The organism is Algoriphagus lutimaris, from assembly GCF_017051705.1.
GTDB classification, from domain to species: domain Bacteria; phylum Bacteroidota; class Bacteroidia; order Cytophagales; family Cyclobacteriaceae; genus Algoriphagus; species Algoriphagus lutimaris.
Genome location: NZ_JAFIDJ010000002.1, coordinates 1,015,302 through 1,032,637, shown reverse-complemented (window position 1 = coordinate 1,032,637; position 17,336 = coordinate 1,015,302). Strand labels below are relative to the sequence as shown.

The following is a 17,336-nucleotide window of genomic DNA, read 5'->3' as shown; positions in this document are numbered from 1 at the left end:
ATTGGGATAAAGGTACAGCATGTCTTACTTTTTCATTTCAATAAATTAAAAACGATGATCGCTACATCCTTCTTGGAAATTAGCGCAAAAGCTTACCGCCAAAATATTCGCTATATCCGATCTGAAATAGGTCCCAAAACCATTATATCGGCCGTAGTAAAAGGAAACGCCTACGGACATGGAATCCCTCAAATGGTAGAAATTGCTGAAAAAGCAGGAATCCGTCATTTCAGTACCTTCAGTTCTGATGAGGCTTGGGAAGTCTTCAGGCATTCCAAGAAAAAGTCACAGATCATGATTCTGGGGATGCTTTATCCCGAAGAGATGGGAGATCTGATCAAAGCCGGAATTAGTTTTTATGTCTACGATTTTCAAAGGCTAGAACTTGCCATCAACCTTTCAAAAAAACTTGGAATCCCTGCCAAAATACACATTGAGTTGGAAACGGGGTTTCATCGTACAGGATTTGAATGGTCCTCCCGAGATCGTCTCTCTAAAATATTACTTGCTGAATCTGACTCTTTAGAACTGGAAGGGCTGTGTACCCATTATGCAGGGGCAGAGAGCATCAGTAATTATGTTCGAGTAAAAAATCAAATTGAGGTCTACCATAAATTTAGAGAATACTTCACTCATAAAGGAATTGTATTCCATAAATACCATACTGCTTGCTCGGCGGCAACTTTGATTTTTCCTGAAACCATCATGGATATGGTCAGGATAGGGATTGCGGGATATGGTTTCTGGCCGACGAAGGAAACGTTTTATGCCAAACTCAATTCCTTGCCTAAGGCAAACAAAAATCCACTAAAACGGCTGATCACCTGGAAAAGTACGGTCATGAGCATCAAATCTGTAAAAATGGGAGAGTTTATAGGGTATGGCAATAGCTTTATGGCTTTACACAACATGAGGCTGGCCATTGTTCCTGTGGGCTATGGGCATGGCTATAGTCGATTGCTGAGTAATCAGGGGCAGGTGTTGATCGGAGGACAATATTGTCAGGTGGTGGGTACCGTCATGATGAATGCCATTGCGCTAAACATTACCAAATTGAAAAATATAGAAGTAGGGGATGAGGTGGTTTTGATTGGCAAGCAAAAGAATAAAGAAATTACGGTTGCCTCTTTTTCAGAATCTACGCAGCAGGTCAATTATGAGATGCTCACCCGGTTGCCCAAGGATATACCAAGGAAGATTATTCCTTAGTAAAAAATCACGGTTTTGTTTTTGAAGGCCAATACCTTTCTATCCAAATGGTATTTAATCGCCTTGGAAAGCACTACTTTCTCAACATCCTGTCCTATCTGCACTAAATCAGGGATAGTATTATGATGTCTTACTCTCGCTACCTCCTGCTCGATGATAGGACCGGCATCCAATTCCTCTGTCACATAATGAGCAGTGGCACCAATGATTTTTACACCACGCTCATAAGCAGCATGGTAGGGTTTGGCTCCCACAAAGGCTGGTAAAAAAGAGTGGTGAATATTTATGATACTATTAGGGAATCTTGAGATGAAGTTGGCTGAAATAATCTGCATGTACCTGGCCAATACAACAAAGTCTATCTCATACTTTTCCATCAACTCCAATTGCTGCTTTTCAGCTTCCATTTTTGTATCCCGGCTGACCGGAATGTAATAAAAAGGGATACCAAAAGCCTCCACGATGGACTTTAACTCCTGGTGGTTAGAAACCACCAAAGGAATATCCACTTCTAGCTGACCAGCATGATGCCTAGCCAAAATATCAAAAAGGCAATGGGATAACTTGCTGACAAAAATGGCCATTTTGGGCCTTGGAAAGTTGAAATGAACTTTGAAATCCATCTTGAATTTCTGTCCTACTTCTTCTTCAAATTTTTGGGCGATTTCATCTTTTTGGAGAGAAAAGGAATCCAATTCCCAGGCGGCTCGCATAAAAAACAAACTCAATTCTTCATCTACATGCTGATCAATTTCCAAAATATTTCCATGGTAAGCATAAAGAAACCTCGACACTTCTGCGACGATTCCTTTCTGATCGGGACATTGAATTAGAAGAATTGCTTTGTTCATCGGCATAATTTAATCATTCCAGATTTTCCACGCAGCTTCTGCCTGTAATTCAAGCATATCCTGTCCGTTTTTTGCTTTCCCTCCCGCTTGAACGCAAGCCCTCATCAACATGGTCTCGGCAGGATTATAAACTAAATCATACACCAGGATGTCAGGCCCCATTTGCTCTAATGGTATAGCAGGCATTCCTTCCACTTTTGGATACGTTCCAAGAGGAGTACAATTGACAATTAAGGGATGTGATTTTAATATCTCAGGATCGTTTAGCAGATCTTGATAACTGATAGACTCTGAATCTTTCGTTCTCGAAACGGAAAGAAAACCCATCCCCAAATCTTTTAAAGCCTGCTTTACTGCTTTTGAGGCGCCACCAGTACCAAGAACCAATGCATTTGGCCTTGCTTCCCCGATCCATAATTCTAAGGAATGCTTAAACCCAATGTAATCCGTATTATAACCGGTGAGTTTTTTGTCCTTTATTTTGATACAATTGACGGCACCGATTTCCTCACAAGCTGAATCCAGCTGATCTAACAACGGTATGACCTGCTGCTTGTAAGGGATAGTCACTGCCATTCCTTCCAGCGTTGGATTTTCCTCTAAAACGCCTATAAAATCCTCAACCTTAGGGATTTCATACAAATCAAACTGGCATCCTTCAATTCCTTCCTTTTCAAATTTTACAGTGAAATACTTTTTTGAAAATGAATGCCCTAAAGGATATCCTATCAACCCGAATTTTCTCATGATTTATTCAAAATACTTGCTAATCGATCAATTCCTATCACTAAGACTATTCCAAAAAGGAAAGCCAGAACAGCATACATAACCTGTGGGTCCTGACCTACTTGGTTCAAGTATTCCCCTGGCCACAGATTCTCTGTCAGAAATGGTTTTTCCTCTCCGCTAGAAGAAGTTCTGTAGGCAGTTACCACTTTCCATGGCCAAAGCTTGTTCATGGAGCCAAGCATAAAACCGGAAAGTAACCCGATCGTAACTGCGTAATATCTCTTTAACAACCAGGAGATTACTCTACTAAAAGATAAAATTCCTACCAAACATCCTAAAGCAAAAACTCCTAAAGTCATTACATCCCGTTCAGATACCGCATTTAATATAGTCTCATATTTTCCTAAGATCAGTAATAGAAAACTTCCACTGATTCCCGGTAAAATCATTGCACAAATAGCAATGGACCCAGAAATAAAAGTAAACCAAATAGAATCCGGAGAACTAACCGGAGGCAATTCCGTCACAAAATAAGCGATTATGGTACCGAGAATAATGGCCAAAACCACTCCAATATGCCAGCGTTTTATCCCTTTCAAAATGACAAAGGCACTGATCAGGATCAATCCACAGAAAAAGGACCAGAGCGGCACCGGATGCTCGTCCATCAAATAGGTAATGATTTTGGAGAGCGTGAAAATGCTGGTCAAGATCCCAAAAAACAAACTCAATAAAAAAGTACCATTAACTGCTTTATAAAATGGCTTGAAATGGAACGATAGCAATAATTTCAAATTCTTCGCATTGAAAGAGTTAATGCTATCGAGCAACTTGCTGTAGATACCCGTAATCAAAGCAATAGAACCGCCTGAAACACCAGGTACAATATCTGCAGCACCCATCGCCATTCCTTTCAGGTAATTCAGGAAATATTTTTTGATAAGATCCATAGATAAAAAGAAAGGCTGACCGGAAGCATTACCGATCAGCCTCTAATGGTTTTGATCCACTTATAATTTAATTTCTCCTATAAAATGATCGAAGGTATCTCCCCTCAACCCAAGGCGGATTGTTTCCAATGGAATCACTTCAGTGGGACTGATATTTCCAAGATTGACATTGGTGCCCAAAAGCTTGATAAACCAAACTTGCTGTGCCTTGATCGGAGCTTCCCAGATGATTCTCTCTTCCGGAATTTGAGTTAAAATCTCCTCTACCAACCCTTGTCTAACTTCACCGGAATCTCTGAACAAACCAACATTTCCTCCTTCTCTTGCTTCACCGATTACTTTCCAAGCACCTGCATCCAGTTCAGTCTGCATTTGTTCAATCCACTTATATGGCGGAATGATCTTGGCGGCATCTTTTGAACCAACTTCTGATAATACTGTCACATCCTTTGCTAGGGTGGAAATGTATTCACATTTTCTATCATGGTTTAAGGAGATGGAACCATCGGAAACCTCACAATACTCCAATCCATATTTATCCAACACTCTTCGGTAATCATCGAATTGACCCCTTACGATAAATGCTTCAAATAGAGTACCTCCTAAATAAACCGGAATACCTGCTTCTCGATAAACAGCAATTTTTTCAGAAAGATTTTTAGTCACATAGGACGTTGCCCATCCTAGTTTGACGATGTCAACAAAATCGGAACAGCTATCGACAAAATCCTCTGTTGCTCTTAGGCTCAGACCTTTGTCCATGGCCATAGTAAATCCCGTGGTACGTGGCTTTTCAGTACGTACAGGGATGTTCTTCAGCTCATAATTCATTGGCTAGGTTTTAATATGTTATGTCTCAGGATTTTCTTCCCGATACTGGGCGATGATCTTGGACATTGCCTTTTGCTTTTCCAGCTCTGGCATTAATTCGTACAAGACCACGTGCCTATCGTAGGCCAAAGTTAATGCATTTTCCAAATATGAAAACGCTTCTTTGTAATTGGCTAGTTTGATTTGAAAAACAACCATACGATAATATAGCTCCGCTTCCTCAGGAAGTTCGTCAATTCCTTCACTGATCACATCCACGGCTTCTTCAAATCTATTCTGATCAAAATAGATCAACGATAGGTTAATATAAGTCTCTAAGATACCGGGTTCCAGGTTGATAGCTTCTTCATAAGCCTCAGAACTGGCTTGTAAATTCCCTAGGTTAAACTCTGCATCTGCCAGACCTACCCAATAATTTGGACTTTGTTTATTCAAATTGAGCGCTTTCTTGAAGTAGTGAATCGCTTCAAAAAATTTCTCTTTTTTTAACATACACATGCCAAGCCCAAACCAGGCGTCGTCATACTCCTCATCTAACTTTGCTGCTTTTTTGAAATATTTAAAGGCCCCTTCAATATTTCCCAACTTTTCATAGGCAGCACCCATATAGCAACAATTCTCCGCATTGGCTCCTTCACAATTGATGGTATTTTGATATGCCTCCAAAGCAAGTTCATATTGCTCTGTATTCATTAAGGCATTACCCAAATTAAAATATGCAGAAGCAAAGGAATCATCGATAATGATGGCGTAGTCATAGGCTTTGATGGCTTCCTCAAATCTTCCGAGTCTATTGTAAACCACACCTAAATTATACCAAGCACCTGCACTATACGGATCTTGATCTATAAACTCTTGGTAAAACTGAAGAATCTCATCAAAAGACCCTTCCTCTTCCGTGATCATTGCCAACTGGAAAAGAGCGTCTTCATGATTGATTCGGTGCTTTACAGCTTCCTTGAAATAGTAAGAAGCTTTTTTATTGTCACTAGTCGCTCTGTATAGATTTCCCAGTGAATAATAAACCTCAGCTTTATCTTCTGCCAAGGGTAGAAAATTCTCCAATAATTCTATACCGTATTGGGGGCTTCCTGCCAAAATATGAGCATTGGCTAAGGCTAGCAGGATATCCTCGTTGTTAGGGGAAATATTGTTGATATTTTCCAATATGCTCAAGCCTTCTTCCAATTCATCATTGAAAATCAAGCATTGCGCCTTTAAAAGCTTTATTTCAACAGAGTAGGGAAATTTTTCCAAAGAAAACTCACTAGCCCTCAAGGCTTTAAGGAACTTTTGCTGATCAAAATAATATCGGATAATATCCTCTAATTCCTCCTCTTCAAAATACAATTCCAAATTGGATTTCAGGGAATTTTCAAACCGTTCTACCAGCTTTTTGTCATTTTCCCACTCGTGATCGTGATCTCCTGTCATTAAGATGAGTTAAGTTTATTTAAGATACCAAATAAATTGTTCTCTCAAAATCTCAATTTGTTAATTTTTATGTCAAAATCTAGAAATAATTCCGAAAAGATTCCGACCGTCTAAGAAGCAAACGATCGCTTCAAAAAATAAGTTTATTTCGCCCACAAAAAGGTCTCCTCGATCGGAGTATAGTTAAAATGAAGGAGCTTTTCTATTTTATCATTTTTGAAAGTAATGTCCTGTTGGGAAATCATTGCTGTTTGCTTATTCAGCGGGTTTTTACTCAACCCTACCATTCGAGCTATGCCCAGGAAAAATAATCCTATCTTCAATAAGGTATTAGAAACAGGTTTAGTTGGAACCTTTTTACCAAATGCTTTCGCCATCTTTTCGAAAAACTCCTGGTATTTAATTGTCTCTTTGTTGAGAATAAATCGACCTCCCCAACAAGCCTTTTCATAAAGCTCCCTTATGATTTTCGAAGCATCTCTAACGTCCAGATAATTAATACTACCCACAGGATAGTAGCTCGAATTTCCTAAGACATGAGAATAAATGGAGGTACTGCTTCTGTCATCGCTTATTTTCCCTAAAAGGATAGAAGGGTTTACCACAATCAATTCCAGCCCTTCCTGTTCTCCCCTCCAGGCTTCTAATTCACCAAGGTATTTGGAGGTGCCATATTTAGTGTTCAGAGGTGAATCCACCCACTTATGCTCCTCATCAATTACGCTTAATTCTGGATTTCTACCCAATGCAGACACAGAGCTTACATGAATTAGTTTCTTGACTCCAGCATTCAACATGCAATTCACCAAATTGGAAGTACCTCGAACATTTACTTCAAACAGTTCTTCCTCATCCCCTGGAAGAAAAGAGACCTTCCCTGCACAGTGAATTACCAAATCCATATCTTGAATTGCATCATCAATGGACCCTACGTCTGAAAGAGTGCCTTCATGCCAATGAATAGGAAAATTAATCCCATCCAATAGTCGAGTAGAAGAGCTCTTTCTTTTGAAACCATGTATTTCTCCCAAAGAGGCAAACTCTTTGGCTACATAGCTACCTAAAAGACCTGTGATTCCAGTGATAAAAATTTTCACTTGTATAGATTAAAGGCTTGAATTGAGAATTTCTATTTCCTTGATCTTTTGATAGGACTTTGACCTTGTCAAGGTCTCCAACATGTCTAGATACCTTGGGTTATGGCAGTCCGTCCCAAAAAATTTAATCAAGTTTCGCTCCAATAGCATTTCCGCAAAATCTTTTACTTGCTTGGAATAAAACCCAGTTAAAGAAAGAAGGTTTACTTGAAAACTGATTTGTCTATCTACCAGGTCTTCCAGAAGTTTTTTATCAGAAATTAAATATTGATAACGCTCAGGATGGGCAAAAATTGGTTTATAACCGGCCATTTCTAATTGGAAGAAAGTTTCCAAAAGCATTTGAGGCTTATTGATAAATCCCGTCTCTACCAAAATATGATTAGGCCCAAAGGTTAATAATTCCTCTCCGGACTTTACCTTCTCCAAGAATATCTCATCCATGTAATATTCAGCTGCAGCCTCAATTTCGATTTCTATCCCCTCATTTTTTACTGCTCGACGAACATCCTGAAGGCCCATATTTATTATTTCGGGCGTATTTCGATAGTATTCGGACATGATATGGGGAGTGGTAATGATCTTCCTAAGTCCAAAATCTGATAAGCGTTTGATCAGTCCCAAGGACTCTTCCATAGATTTAGAGCCATCATCTATTCCAGGAATCAGGTGGGAATGCATATCCACTTGCATCCAACTCAAGTCCAAATCTTCAACTACTACTTCCTTTTTTTTGAATAAATCAAAAATTCCCATTACAATCCTCCTTCGCTAGTTACTTTGAATTCCTCTAAACTTTGCCACTGTGTATCTTTTTCAGATATGATCGGATCATTCACCATCCAATCAATCTGAAGGCTTGGGTCATTCCATAGAATACCCCCTTCACTTTCCTTATCGTAATAATTGGAACACTTATAAACAAAAATCGCATCTTCCAATACTGAAAATCCATGTGCAAATCCTCTTGGAACATACAAAAGATTATGCTTTTCAGTGTCCATAATAGTAGAATAATAGGACCCGAATGTTTCGGAATCCCTCCTCAAGTCCACGACCACATCCAATACCTTTCCTTGAATTACCCGAACTAGTTTTGCTTGTGCAAATGGCTCCTTTTGAAAGTGTAATCCTCTTACCGTTCCTTTCTGAGAATAAGACTGATTATCCTGTACCCAAGTTTCAAAAACATTCTCTTTTTCTAACCAGTCTGCCCTGAATGATTCAAAGAAATAACCTCTTTGATCCTTAAAAACCTTAGGAAATATTTCTAAGACACCAGGTAAACTGGTTTTACAAATCTCAGCCATGGGTGATGTACGTATACGGCAATTAATTAAATGGTAAAATAACCATGCCAATACGGAGTATCCTAATCAATTCTAAGGAAATATCCCGAACTTTGCAGAATAATAAAAAGCATAGAGTATAATTCTAAGTTTAGAGGAGAGAATTTGATAAAATGAAACTTAATCTACCTCAAATGCTTTTTAGTAGCATATAACAGAATCTCATGGGTAAATTTTCAAGAAAACTTCAAAAATTACACGATACCGCTCCAAAAGTGGATACAGCAGTATTGGTAACGATCATCCGCCAAGGGGAAACCGAGCGGGAAACTGAAGAGCATTTGGATGAACTGGCATTTCTTACAGAAACCTTGGGAGCCAAAACAGTTTATCGCTTTACCCAAAAAATGGAAAAGCCTGATATCCGCACATTTATAGGGTCAGGAAAACTGGAAGAAATACAATCATACGTAGAGCATTTTGAAGTGGACATGGTCATATTCGACGACGATCTTTCCCCTTCCCAAATGCGGAATTTGGAAAATGAGCTGAAAGTAAAAATCTATGATCGCTCCTTATTAATCCTCGATATATTTCTAAACAGAGCCCAAACAGCCCAAGCAAAGACCCAAGTTGAGCTGGCTCGTTTCCAATATTTACTTCCACGCTTGACCCGAATGTGGACGCACTTGGAGCGTCAAAGAGGGGGAACCAGTACTCGTGGTGGTTCGGGTGAGAAAGAGATTGAAACAGATAAAAGAGACATTCGGAATAAAATCACCTTGCTGAAATCAAAACTCAGGGATATTGAAAAGCAAGGGATTACCCAACGAAAAGGTAGAAAAGGCATTGTAAGGGTTGCTTTGGTTGGATATACCAACGTGGGAAAAAGTACCTTGATGAACCTGATAACCAAAACTGATATTCTTGCAGAAAACAAGCTTTTTGCGACCGTGGACTCCACCGTCAGAAAAGTGGTTTTGGATAATATTCCATTCCTTTTATCAGATACGGTAGGTTTTATCCGAAAACTGCCTACTCACTTGATTGAGTCCTTCAAGTCTACCTTGGATGAAATCCGGGAGGCTGATTTATTGGTCCACGTAGTCGATATTTCTCATCCCAATTTTGAAGATCATATCAATGTTGTGACTGAAACTCTAAGAGAAATCAATGCTGGAGACAAGCCCATTCTGTTGGTATTCAACAAAATTGATTTGGTAGAAACCATGCCCGATGAGGAAGGCATCATGAATATGAGTGAACTGGAATTGGAAGAAGCTAATTACTTGGATTTTCCTTCTTTGTCTGATGCCTATGAGAAAAAAACAGGTATCAAGCCTGTATTTATGGCCGCCGCCTCTGGACTTCATGTGGAGGAATTCCGAGAATCATTAGTTACTGAGGTGAAGAAAGCCCATCGAAAAATTTACCCACATTACCTTGAAAATGAAATAGTGGATTGGGAAATGAAGGAAACCGATAATTCCTCTCAATGATGAATTACGATGGCAAATCTTTTCGCCCCATCAGCAATACAGAGAACGGGGAAACTTCTGAAGAAACCCTTTTTCACTACAAGCAAGAAGGAAAAATTCTTTCCTGTGACTATTCTGGTGGAAAAATTATAAAAGGACATTTGATCGGAATTGTAAACGATGCCGGAGAAATTGATATGCGGTATCATCAAATCAACATTTTAGGAGAGCTGATGACTGGATTTTGCAAATCTGTTCCTGAGTTTCTGGAAAATGGAAAAATCCGTCTCCACGAATCCTGGCAATGGACTTCGGGAGACAGATCAAAAGGAGAATCTATTTTGGAGGAGATTTAATAAGAACTATACATCTTACCATTTTCCACGGAATTCAACGTTGCTTTATTTCTTGGTGTTGATTGCCAGGAAAATGGATCAAAAAACCACGGACGAAGAATATTTTTCCTAAACTGGCTAAACTCTAATTCACTGAAGATCCCTATTCAATTATTGATCACAAAGAGGTAATTTGAATCCAAACTTCAACTCCATGGCACTTCTTACAGACATCCTAATTGGATTAATTGCAGCGCTGCATCTCTACTTTTTGTACTTTGAAATGTTCGCTTGGGATACCATCGGTCGCAAGACATTTAAGCAAATACCCCCCGAAGTATTTCCTAAAACCAAAGTATTAGCGGCTAATCAGGGTTTGTACAATGGGTTTTTAGTAGCAGGACTCATTTGGTCTTTACTGATCAAAGATCCACATTGGTCATTTTATATCGCAATTTTCTTCTTGAGCTGTGTGTTAATAGCGGGAATTTATGGAGCCTTGACTGCAAGCAAAAAAATCTTTTGGATACAGGGGTTACCGGCCTTGGTAGCGTTAATTTTACTTCATTTGAAATGGTGAAAGGAAAGGGTTTTCCCGCAGATTTTCGCTAATTATTTTCGCAAAAAAAAGCTGATTAGAAACATTCAGCGAATATCTGCGATTTTTATCTGCGTTTATCTGCGGGAAATCAACTATAAATCATCCTCCTCGAAATCGTCGGGATCCCCAGGCCCCATATCAAACATGGAACTGAAGAGGTCCTTGAATTTCAAACCGGTATCCAGCATTTTTTTACTCAATTGAGAATATTCTGCCAGTCCATGCAATGCAAATTCCATAAAGAATTCCTTTTCTTTTTCGGGCAAATTTTTCACCATTCCAGTAACCACTTCTTCCAATCCCGGAACAGATTGTAATGCGGTCTTATAATCTTTGTCGGGTTGAGAAGCCAAAATATCCAGTTCATTTCCCTCTCCAAACCAAGCCAGCGGGATGACATATGGATTTCCTTCTTTGGACTTTTTCTTTTGTTCTGGAGAAGGGAAGTAATTCACAAACTGCGAACGGATTGCTTTTCCAATCAAACTATACGCTACAATTCCAGCACCTTCCTGTTCTCCTTCATACACCAACTCCACTTTACCCGTAATGGCTGGTATTACTCCAATCAAATCGGCAATTCGAACCATGGTATTGGATTCACCATTCATATACATTCTCCGTTCTGCTGCAGAAATCAGGTTTTCATAAGCAGAAATGGTCAATCTTGCAGAAACTCCACTTTTCTCATCTACATATTCAGATGCACGAGCCTCGATGGCAATCTGTTCGATCAAATCTTTCATCAATTCCGGCACAAAAATATGCTCTATTGGCTTTCCTTTCAGATTCGCTTCTTGAGAAGTGATTCTTCTACCTATTTCAATAGACTTCGGATAATGGGTAATGATCTGACTTTCAATCCGGTCTTTTAAAGGAGTGACAATACTTCCTCGGTTGGTATAGTCCTCGGGATTTGCGGTAAAGACAAACTGGATATCCAAAGGCAATCTCAATTTGAAACCACGAATTTGAATGTCACCTTCCTGTAAAATATTGAACAAGGCTACCTGAATTCTTGCCTGTAAATCCGGTAATTCATTGATCACAAAAATGGAGCGATGGGAGCGAGGCACCAACCCATAATGAATGACACGTTCATCATTGTAGCTCAATTTCATAGTTGCTGCTTTGATGGGATCTACATCTCCAATCAAATCTGCCACCGACACATCGGGTGTAGCCAATTTCTCGGTATATCGATCATCTCGATGCCACCAAGCAACAGGTGTATCTTCACCCTTTTCTTCAATTTTCTCTTTTGCATAGGTACTCAAGGGTGCCATTGGATCATCATTCAATTCAGATCCAAAAACCACCGGAACATATTCATCCAATAGTTGAGTCATCATTCTGGCAATCCTAGTTTTCGCCTGTCCACGAAGACCCAATAAGTTGATGTTGTGCCTTGATAAAATGGCGCGTTCTATATCTGGAATCACCGTATCCTCATATCCCCAGATTCCTTCAAAAACATTTTCTTTGGCTTTGATTTTTTGAATCAGATTGTCACGAAGTTCTTCTTTAATGGATTTGGGTTGGTATCCGGCAGCCTTAAGCTGACCTAATGTTTTTATTTGCTTGAGTTCTTTTCCAGTCAGTTTTTGGTATTCCATGGTGATTAAAAGCGTTTGGTTCGGTTTCTTCTATAATCTTCAAAAATCAGGTCGCCCAGCCCTTTCAGGCTACTGTAATAGGCATTCCCGTTGTTTACTTTGGTAAATTCTTTGACAAATTCCTTCAGATATGGATCGGAAGCAATCATAAAGGTGGTTACTGGGATTTTTAATTTCCTGCATTGAGCAGCCAATTTCAGCGTCTCACTTAGAATCTTGCCGTCTATCCCAAAAGCGTTTTTATAGTATTTAATCCCCACTTTCAAACAGGTCGGTTTTCCATCCGTGATCATGAAGATCTGTTTGTTAGGGTTTTTTCTTCTTCTTAGCAAGTCCATAGCCAACTCCAATCCCGCTACTGTATTGGTATGATATGGTCCCACTTGAAGATAGGGCAGATCCTTGATTTCTATCTGCCAGGCATCATTTCCAAATACAATGATATCCAAGGTATCTTTAGGATAGCGAGTTTTAATCAATTCAGCCAAAGCCATGGCCACTTTTTTGGCGGGAGTGATTCGGTCTTCCCCATATAAAATCATGGAATGGGAAATATCAATCATCAACACGGTCGAAGTCTGAGAGCGATATTCGTTTTCTACCACTTCCAGATCATCTTCTGTCAACAAGTAATCTCCTCCAAACCCGTGATTTGCCTGGGCATTACGAAGTGAATCCGTCAAGGCAATCTGATCCAGATTATCTCCGAATTCATAGGCTCTTCGATCGGTGCCACGCTCTTCCCCTTGTCCGGAGTGAGTGGTTTTATGTTGTCCGGATTTTCCACGCTTGAGTTTACCGAAAATCTCTTCCAAAGCAGACTTTCGGATCGTTTGCTCTGCTTTTCCGGTAATTTTTATTTCTCCTTTTTGATTTTCCTCGGTCAGGTAACCCTTGCTTTTCAGATCGTCTATGAAGTCACCGATTCCATAGTTGGGATTGGTCAGTTGATATCGATTATCTAAATTGGTCAACCAACTCAAAGCTTCAGCAACATCCCCACCAGTCATGGTAACCAGTTGCAAAAATATATTCAGCAGGTTTTCGAAGGTGTTTTTCTCCGGATCCTGAGAGGGAACAAATTTCGTAAATCGGAATCCTTTCATAGCACTTGTAACAGTTAAAGTGGCTTATGAGTTTAATCTAATAAACAATATCCCAAAAAAAGTTGAAATCGAGCATTTTGAACAAAGCTCCCTAACGGGGTCAAAAAAAGTGCGATTTCAAATTTCGATGAATAAACATTTTAATCGTATGAAAAACTATTTGCAAGTTATAGGAATCGTGACCGGGATTTTGATAGTTTTCGTCACCTTAATCCAGTTAGAAGTAGCCTTACCTCTGATCTGGTTACTATTTATTTCAGGTCCAGCCTTAATACTGTGGATGGTTTGGGCAGTTTTGGCAGCTCCAGTAGAAATCAAAGAAACTTTCGAAGAGCAATGGTATCAGGATAGGCCAGATTTATTGAAGGGTTAGTTTGATTGAAAAAAATTAACTCTCTTATCTTTACCCTATGACTCCTGCCGAGAAACATGCGAGCCTGATCAAATCCACCGCCAAGCGGCTGGGATTTGATTCTTGTGGCATAGCGAAAGCGGGTTTTTTAGAAGAGGAGGCTCCGAGATTGGAAGAGTGGCTAAGCCGAAATTACCAAGGTGAAATGGGCTATTTGGCTAATCACTTTGACAAACGACTGGACCCAACCAAACTGGTAGAAGGGGCCAAAACAGTAGTATCATTGGTCTATAATTACTATCCTGAAACCACACTTCCCGATTCTCCCGAATCCATCAAATTGGCCAAATATGCTTACGGAGAGGATTATCATTTTGTAATCAAAGACAAACTCAAAGACTTCCTGAAAATCCTCCGGACTGAAATAGGAGAAATCGAGGGTCGGGCTTTTGTGGATTCGGCACCGGTTATGGAACGTCAATGGGCACAAAAAGCAGGCTTGGGTTGGATCGGTAAAAACAGCTTATTGCTCAATAAAAAACAAGGAAGTTTTTTCTTCTTGGCTGAATTGATCATTGATCTGGAGGTTGCCCCAGATACCCCTCTCAACAAAGATTACTGTGGTACTTGCACTGCCTGTATAGATGCTTGCCCTACTGATGCCATTGTTCAGCCCAGTGTAGTAGATGGATCACGATGCATTTCCTATTTGACCATCGAGCTAAAAGATGCTATTCCCAATGAGTTTAAGGGAAAAATGGACAACTGGGCCTTTGGTTGTGATATCTGCCAGGATGTATGCCCTTGGAATCGGTTTTCTAAGCCACATCAAGAATCCAAATTCAAACCTCATCCAGATTTGGAAGGATTTACAAATCAAGATTGGTTGGAACTTACCGACGAAACATTTAGAAAAGTCTTTAAAAAATCTGCGGTAAAGCGCACCAAATTTGCTGGACTAAAAAGAAATGTCGAATTTCTTCGATCAAAAGAATAGTACTTATGAGTCCTAAAGCTCCAAATCTTAAATCCGTTCAAAAGCTTTTTAAACCCAAAAAGAAGAAAAGACCTAGTCATAAAATCGGGTTGCCTCCAGGCTCATTGGTATTTACTGGAGACAAGAAACAAGAGGAAGTTTTCATCAATTTAATTACTTATGATGAAAATGATTTCTATGAGGAAAGTATCAAACTTGATCAGCTTGATGGACATTTAAAACTTCAGAAAAAGGTAGTCTGGATCGATATAATAGGGCTCCATGATGTAGAGTTGCTGGAAAAAATAGGGAATCATTTTGGGATACATAAACTGACATTGGAAGATATTCTAAGTGTAGACCAGCGGCCAAAAATGGAGCTTTTTGAAGATTATATCTTTTCCACTTTAAAAATGATCCAATGTCCAAGCCCAGAATCACCTATCGTTGATGAGCAGGTAAGTTTTGTACTACGTGAAAATGTATTGCTGACTTTTCAGGAGAAAAAAGGAGATGTTTTTCAATTCGTAAGAGATCGCTTGCAAGATCCCAAACGAGCCATCAGACAGCGCGGGTCAGATTATCTGTTATATGCCTTACTGGATGCAGTAATAGACAACTATTTCATAGTTATGGAAAATGTAGGCGAACGAATCGAAAATCTCGAATCCCAAGCCATGATCGAACCTGACACTGATACACTCAATTCACTTTATTTACAGAGAAGAGAAATGATGGATTTGAGAAGATCTGTTTATCCACTGCGTGAAGTGATTGGTTCTTTTGGAAAATATGCAGAGCATAAAATTTCTCCAGAGGTAAGGCCATTTATCCGGGATTTGTACGAAAATACCATTCAAGTCATTGAAACCATGGAAGTCTTTCGAGACATGTCTTCAGGAGTCCTGGACTTGTATATGAATAGTCTTTCCAATCGGATGAACAATGTCATGAAAGTCCTGACCATCATCTCCACTATTTTTATCCCATTGAGTTTTGTGGCAGGAGTCTATGGGATGAATTTTGACAATATGCCTGAATTACACTGGAAATATGGCTATTTCTTTGTGATTGGAGGAATGGGATTAGCCGTGATCGGCATGTTGTTTTTCTTCCGATGGAAGAAATGGCTTTGACTTATTGAAATTTTAAGATCACTCTTTTTTCGCCATTCTTTAACAATAGCTGCCCTCCGGCTTGTTGGTAATACCTCACCGATTTTAATGTTTCCAAAAACTTGTTTTCAAAAGCCGAATTCTGACAAGCCATCATCGTGGCTCCTATATCCCCAAAATTCAGTGTATTTTTTTTATCAATTTCATAAGGGCCAAAAATCCGGTTACATCCACCGGAACCCGAAATCTGACTTCTTTCAGCATCAAAAATCAAATGCGCATCTTGGTTGGTTCCAGAAATCTGTACAGGCAATCCCTCCATTTCTACTAAAGTCCACTGCTTATCATCCCACATGGAATCAGGAAATGATTTCGAACTACAAGCTGCTAGTATAAAAAAAGTAATTAAGTATAATGTATTTTTCATAATTGGTTTAGATGGTCAATAGAAATAGGGCAGAAATGAAGCCAAAATTAAAAACCCCTCTTAAAATGCTTTTAAACTGATATCCATACTTTGAACGGAATGCGTCAATGCTCCCATCGATATAAAATCAACCCCACATTCAGCAACTGGTACCAAGGTATCCTCAGTGATTCCACCTGACGCTTCCGTTTTAAATTGGTCACCTATCATTGCGACTGCTTCTCGCATAGTCTCATAGTCCATATTGTCAAGCATAATGAAATCCACTCCGCCGACTTCAATTACTTGAGCTACCTCCTCCAGGTTTCTGGTTTCCACCTCAATTTTTAAATCCAGATCATGCTCTTTCAAATACGCTTTGGTCTGGGTAATCGCCGGCTTAATTCCTCCCGCAAAATCCACATGATTATCTTTAAGCATCACCATATCATATAAAGCAAAGCGATGATTCACTCCTCCACCAATATGCACGGCCCATTTTTCCATGAGCCTGAAATTTGGAGTGGTCTTCCTGGTATCCATCAACCGGGCTTTGGTATGCAGGATTTTCTCGGTGAGTCGATGGGTGATTGTCGCGATTCCAGACATGCGCTGCATGCAGTTTAGCACCAACCTCTCCGAGGATAATATGGAAGCGGAAGAGCCTTGAACAGTCAAGCCAATTTCTCCATACTGAACCGGATCCCCATCTTTAATCAGCAATTCAACCTTCAAAGAAGGATCATACATTTTAAAAATCTTCTCGGCAAGTTCTATTCCAGCGATGATCCCTTCTCCTTTTATCAGCAATTGAGCTTTTCCTTGTTTTCCTTGTGGAATGGAGGCCAAAGAGGAATAATCTCCTGGTCCGATATCCTCTTTAAATGCTGAATTGATAAATGCTTGGACGGCCGATTCCGTCAGGTAGGCTGGTTTCATGTCCCAAAAATAGGCAATTTGA

19 protein-coding genes are annotated in these 17,336 nt (G+C 39.6%); 7 read left to right on the top strand and 12 right to left on the bottom strand.

From position 1 onward, the window contains the following. Nucleotides 1–54: 54 nt before the first annotated feature. Nucleotides 55–1,209 (top strand): alanine racemase, encoded by a 1,155-nt coding sequence (gene alr, locus JYB62_RS15085; RefSeq protein ID WP_205646244.1) that lies wholly within the window; start codon nucleotides 55–57, stop codon nucleotides 1,207–1,209. On the opposite strand, the gene purU is transcribed toward alr, so the two are convergent. The 8 genes from purU to rfbC form a co-directional block, all read right to left on the bottom strand. Beyond that, nucleotides 1,206–2,060, bottom strand: a complete 855-nt coding sequence (purU, locus tag JYB62_RS15080; RefSeq protein ID WP_205646243.1) for a formyltetrahydrofolate deformylase — start codon at nucleotides 2,058–2,060, stop codon at nucleotides 1,206–1,208. The genes alr and purU overlap by 4 nt on opposite strands. Nucleotides 2,061–2,069: 9 nt before the next feature. Beyond that, nucleotides 2,070–2,807, bottom strand: coding sequence for a shikimate dehydrogenase family protein (locus tag JYB62_RS15075; RefSeq protein WP_205646242.1), 738 nt, complete (start codon nucleotides 2,805–2,807; stop codon nucleotides 2,070–2,072). Then, nucleotides 2,804–3,739 (bottom strand): DUF368 domain-containing protein, encoded by a 936-nt coding sequence (locus JYB62_RS15070; protein ID WP_205646241.1) that lies wholly within the window; start codon nucleotides 3,737–3,739, stop codon nucleotides 2,804–2,806. Before JYB62_RS15070 ends, JYB62_RS15075 begins: the two co-directional genes overlap by 4 nt. Before the next feature lie 60 nt (nucleotides 3,740–3,799). After that, nucleotides 3,800–4,570, bottom strand: a complete 771-nt coding sequence (locus tag JYB62_RS15065) for a phosphosulfolactate synthase (protein WP_205646240.1) — start codon at nucleotides 4,568–4,570, stop codon at nucleotides 3,800–3,802. Between the two features lie 18 nt (nucleotides 4,571–4,588). Continuing rightward, nucleotides 4,589–6,004 (bottom strand): tetratricopeptide repeat protein, encoded by a 1,416-nt coding sequence (locus JYB62_RS15060; protein ID WP_074226000.1) that lies wholly within the window; start codon nucleotides 6,002–6,004, stop codon nucleotides 4,589–4,591. A 143-nt stretch (nucleotides 6,005–6,147) separates the two neighbouring features. After that, nucleotides 6,148–7,101 carry an NAD-dependent epimerase/dehydratase family protein gene (locus JYB62_RS15055; RefSeq protein ID WP_205646239.1) on the bottom strand — a complete coding sequence of 318 codons (954 nt, stop codon included), beginning with the start codon at nucleotides 7,099–7,101 and terminating at the stop codon, nucleotides 6,148–6,150. A 9-nt stretch (nucleotides 7,102–7,110) separates the two neighbouring features. Next, nucleotides 7,111–7,857, bottom strand: a complete 747-nt coding sequence (locus tag JYB62_RS15050) for a tyrosine-protein phosphatase (RefSeq protein WP_205646238.1) — start codon at nucleotides 7,855–7,857, stop codon at nucleotides 7,111–7,113. Continuing rightward, nucleotides 7,857–8,411: a dTDP-4-dehydrorhamnose 3,5-epimerase gene (rfbC, locus tag JYB62_RS15045; protein WP_205646237.1), complete on the bottom strand. Its 555-nt coding sequence runs from the start codon at nucleotides 8,409–8,411 to the stop codon at nucleotides 7,857–7,859. The genes JYB62_RS15050 and rfbC overlap by 1 nt, the downstream gene beginning before the upstream one ends. 203 nt (nucleotides 8,412–8,614) lie before the next feature. Here rfbC and hflX point away from each other — a divergent pair, with 203 nt between their 5' ends. From hflX to JYB62_RS15030, 3 genes are all read left to right on the top strand, one after another. Continuing rightward, nucleotides 8,615–9,889 carry a GTPase HflX gene (hflX, locus tag JYB62_RS15040; protein WP_205646236.1) on the top strand — a complete coding sequence of 425 codons (1,275 nt, stop codon included), beginning with the start codon at nucleotides 8,615–8,617 and terminating at the stop codon, nucleotides 9,887–9,889. Continuing rightward, nucleotides 9,889–10,224: a n-acetylglutamate synthase gene (locus JYB62_RS15035; protein WP_205646652.1), complete on the top strand. Its 336-nt coding sequence runs from the start codon at nucleotides 9,889–9,891 to the stop codon at nucleotides 10,222–10,224. The genes hflX and JYB62_RS15035 overlap by 1 nt, the downstream gene beginning before the upstream one ends. Before the next feature lie 193 nt (nucleotides 10,225–10,417). Continuing rightward, nucleotides 10,418–10,783, top strand: coding sequence for a DUF1304 domain-containing protein (locus tag JYB62_RS15030; RefSeq protein WP_205646235.1), 366 nt, complete (start codon nucleotides 10,418–10,420; stop codon nucleotides 10,781–10,783). A gap of 113 nt (nucleotides 10,784–10,896) precedes the next feature. On the opposite strand, the gene JYB62_RS15025 is transcribed toward JYB62_RS15030, so the two are convergent. Both JYB62_RS15025 and JYB62_RS15020 read right to left on the bottom strand, forming a co-directional pair. Next, on the bottom strand, nucleotides 10,897–12,420 hold the full coding sequence (locus tag JYB62_RS15025; RefSeq protein WP_205646234.1) for a P-loop NTPase family protein: 1,524 nt from the start codon (nucleotides 12,418–12,420) through the stop codon (nucleotides 10,897–10,899). A gap of 5 nt (nucleotides 12,421–12,425) precedes the next feature. Beyond that, complete coding sequence (locus JYB62_RS15020; RefSeq protein ID WP_205646233.1) at nucleotides 12,426–13,526, bottom strand: vWA domain-containing protein; 1,101 nt, start codon at nucleotides 13,524–13,526, stop codon at nucleotides 12,426–12,428. Between the two features lie 148 nt (nucleotides 13,527–13,674). On the opposite strand from JYB62_RS15020, the gene JYB62_RS15015 reads away from it, so the two are divergent. The 3 genes from JYB62_RS15015 to corA are packed head-to-tail and all read left to right on the top strand — an operon-like array spanning nucleotide 13,675 to nucleotide 15,990. Beyond that, nucleotides 13,675–13,899 carry a hypothetical protein gene (locus JYB62_RS15015; RefSeq protein WP_205646232.1) on the top strand — a complete coding sequence of 75 codons (225 nt, stop codon included), beginning with the start codon at nucleotides 13,675–13,677 and terminating at the stop codon, nucleotides 13,897–13,899. Between the two features lie 37 nt (nucleotides 13,900–13,936). Then, nucleotides 13,937–14,875: a tRNA epoxyqueuosine(34) reductase QueG gene (gene queG, locus JYB62_RS15010; protein ID WP_205646231.1), complete on the top strand. Its 939-nt coding sequence runs from the start codon at nucleotides 13,937–13,939 to the stop codon at nucleotides 14,873–14,875. Nucleotides 14,876–14,880: 5 nt separating this feature from the next. Next, entirely contained in the window at nucleotides 14,881–15,990 is a 1,110-nt protein-coding gene (gene corA, locus JYB62_RS15005) for a magnesium/cobalt transporter CorA (protein WP_205646230.1), read from the top strand. A gap of 1 nt (nucleotide 15,991) precedes the next feature. On the opposite strand, the gene JYB62_RS15000 is transcribed toward corA, so the two are convergent. Continuing rightward, nucleotides 15,992–16,396 carry an META domain-containing protein gene (locus JYB62_RS15000; RefSeq protein ID WP_205646229.1) on the bottom strand — a complete coding sequence of 135 codons (405 nt, stop codon included), beginning with the start codon at nucleotides 16,394–16,396 and terminating at the stop codon, nucleotides 15,992–15,994. A 60-nt stretch (nucleotides 16,397–16,456) separates the two neighbouring features. Then, on the bottom strand, nucleotides 16,457–17,314 hold the full coding sequence (nadC, locus tag JYB62_RS14995) for a carboxylating nicotinate-nucleotide diphosphorylase (protein ID WP_205646228.1): 858 nt from the start codon (nucleotides 17,312–17,314) through the stop codon (nucleotides 16,457–16,459). Nucleotides 17,315–17,336: the final 22 nt, after the last annotated feature.

Bases quoted from the DNA above. Each gene is read 5' to 3' on its own strand.
- JYB62_RS15070 (WP_205646241.1), bottom strand. From the start codon at position 3,739: ATGGATCTTATCAAAAAATATTTCCTGAATTACCTGAAAGGAATGGCG.
- corA (WP_205646230.1), top strand. From the start codon at position 14,881: ATGAGTCCTAAAGCTCCAAATCTTAAATCCGTTCAAAAGCTTTTTAAA.
- JYB62_RS15050 (WP_205646238.1), bottom strand. From the start codon at position 7,857: ATGGGAATTTTTGATTTATTCAAAAAAAAGGAAGTAGTAGTTGAAGAT.
- JYB62_RS15065 (WP_205646240.1), bottom strand. From the start codon at position 4,570: ATGAATTATGAGCTGAAGAACATCCCTGTACGTACTGAAAAGCCACGT.
- alr (WP_205646244.1), top strand. From the start codon at position 55: ATGATCGCTACATCCTTCTTGGAAATTAGCGCAAAAGCTTACCGCCAA.
- JYB62_RS15075 (WP_205646242.1), bottom strand. From the start codon at position 2,807: ATGAGAAAATTCGGGTTGATAGGATATCCTTTAGGGCATTCATTTTCA.
- JYB62_RS15030 (WP_205646235.1), top strand. From the start codon at position 10,418: ATGGCACTTCTTACAGACATCCTAATTGGATTAATTGCAGCGCTGCAT.
- hflX (WP_205646236.1), top strand. From the start codon at position 8,615: ATGGGTAAATTTTCAAGAAAACTTCAAAAATTACACGATACCGCTCCA.
- JYB62_RS15015 (WP_205646232.1), top strand. From the start codon at position 13,675: ATGAAAAACTATTTGCAAGTTATAGGAATCGTGACCGGGATTTTGATA.
- JYB62_RS15025 (WP_205646234.1), bottom strand. From the start codon at position 12,420: ATGGAATACCAAAAACTGACTGGAAAAGAACTCAAGCAAATAAAAACA.
- JYB62_RS15035 (WP_205646652.1), top strand. From the start codon at position 9,889: ATGAATTACGATGGCAAATCTTTTCGCCCCATCAGCAATACAGAGAAC.
- purU (WP_205646243.1), bottom strand. From the start codon at position 2,060: ATGAACAAAGCAATTCTTCTAATTCAATGTCCCGATCAGAAAGGAATC.
- JYB62_RS15000 (WP_205646229.1), bottom strand. From the start codon at position 16,396: ATGAAAAATACATTATACTTAATTACTTTTTTTATACTAGCAGCTTGT.
- rfbC (WP_205646237.1), bottom strand. From the start codon at position 8,411: ATGGCTGAGATTTGTAAAACCAGTTTACCTGGTGTCTTAGAAATATTT.
- queG (WP_205646231.1), top strand. From the start codon at position 13,937: ATGACTCCTGCCGAGAAACATGCGAGCCTGATCAAATCCACCGCCAAG.
- nadC (WP_205646228.1), bottom strand. From the start codon at position 17,314: ATGAAACCAGCCTACCTGACGGAATCGGCCGTCCAAGCATTTATCAAT.
- JYB62_RS15020 (WP_205646233.1), bottom strand. From the start codon at position 13,526: ATGAAAGGATTCCGATTTACGAAATTTGTTCCCTCTCAGGATCCGGAG.
- JYB62_RS15060 (WP_074226000.1), bottom strand. From the start codon at position 6,004: ATGACAGGAGATCACGATCACGAGTGGGAAAATGACAAAAAGCTGGTA.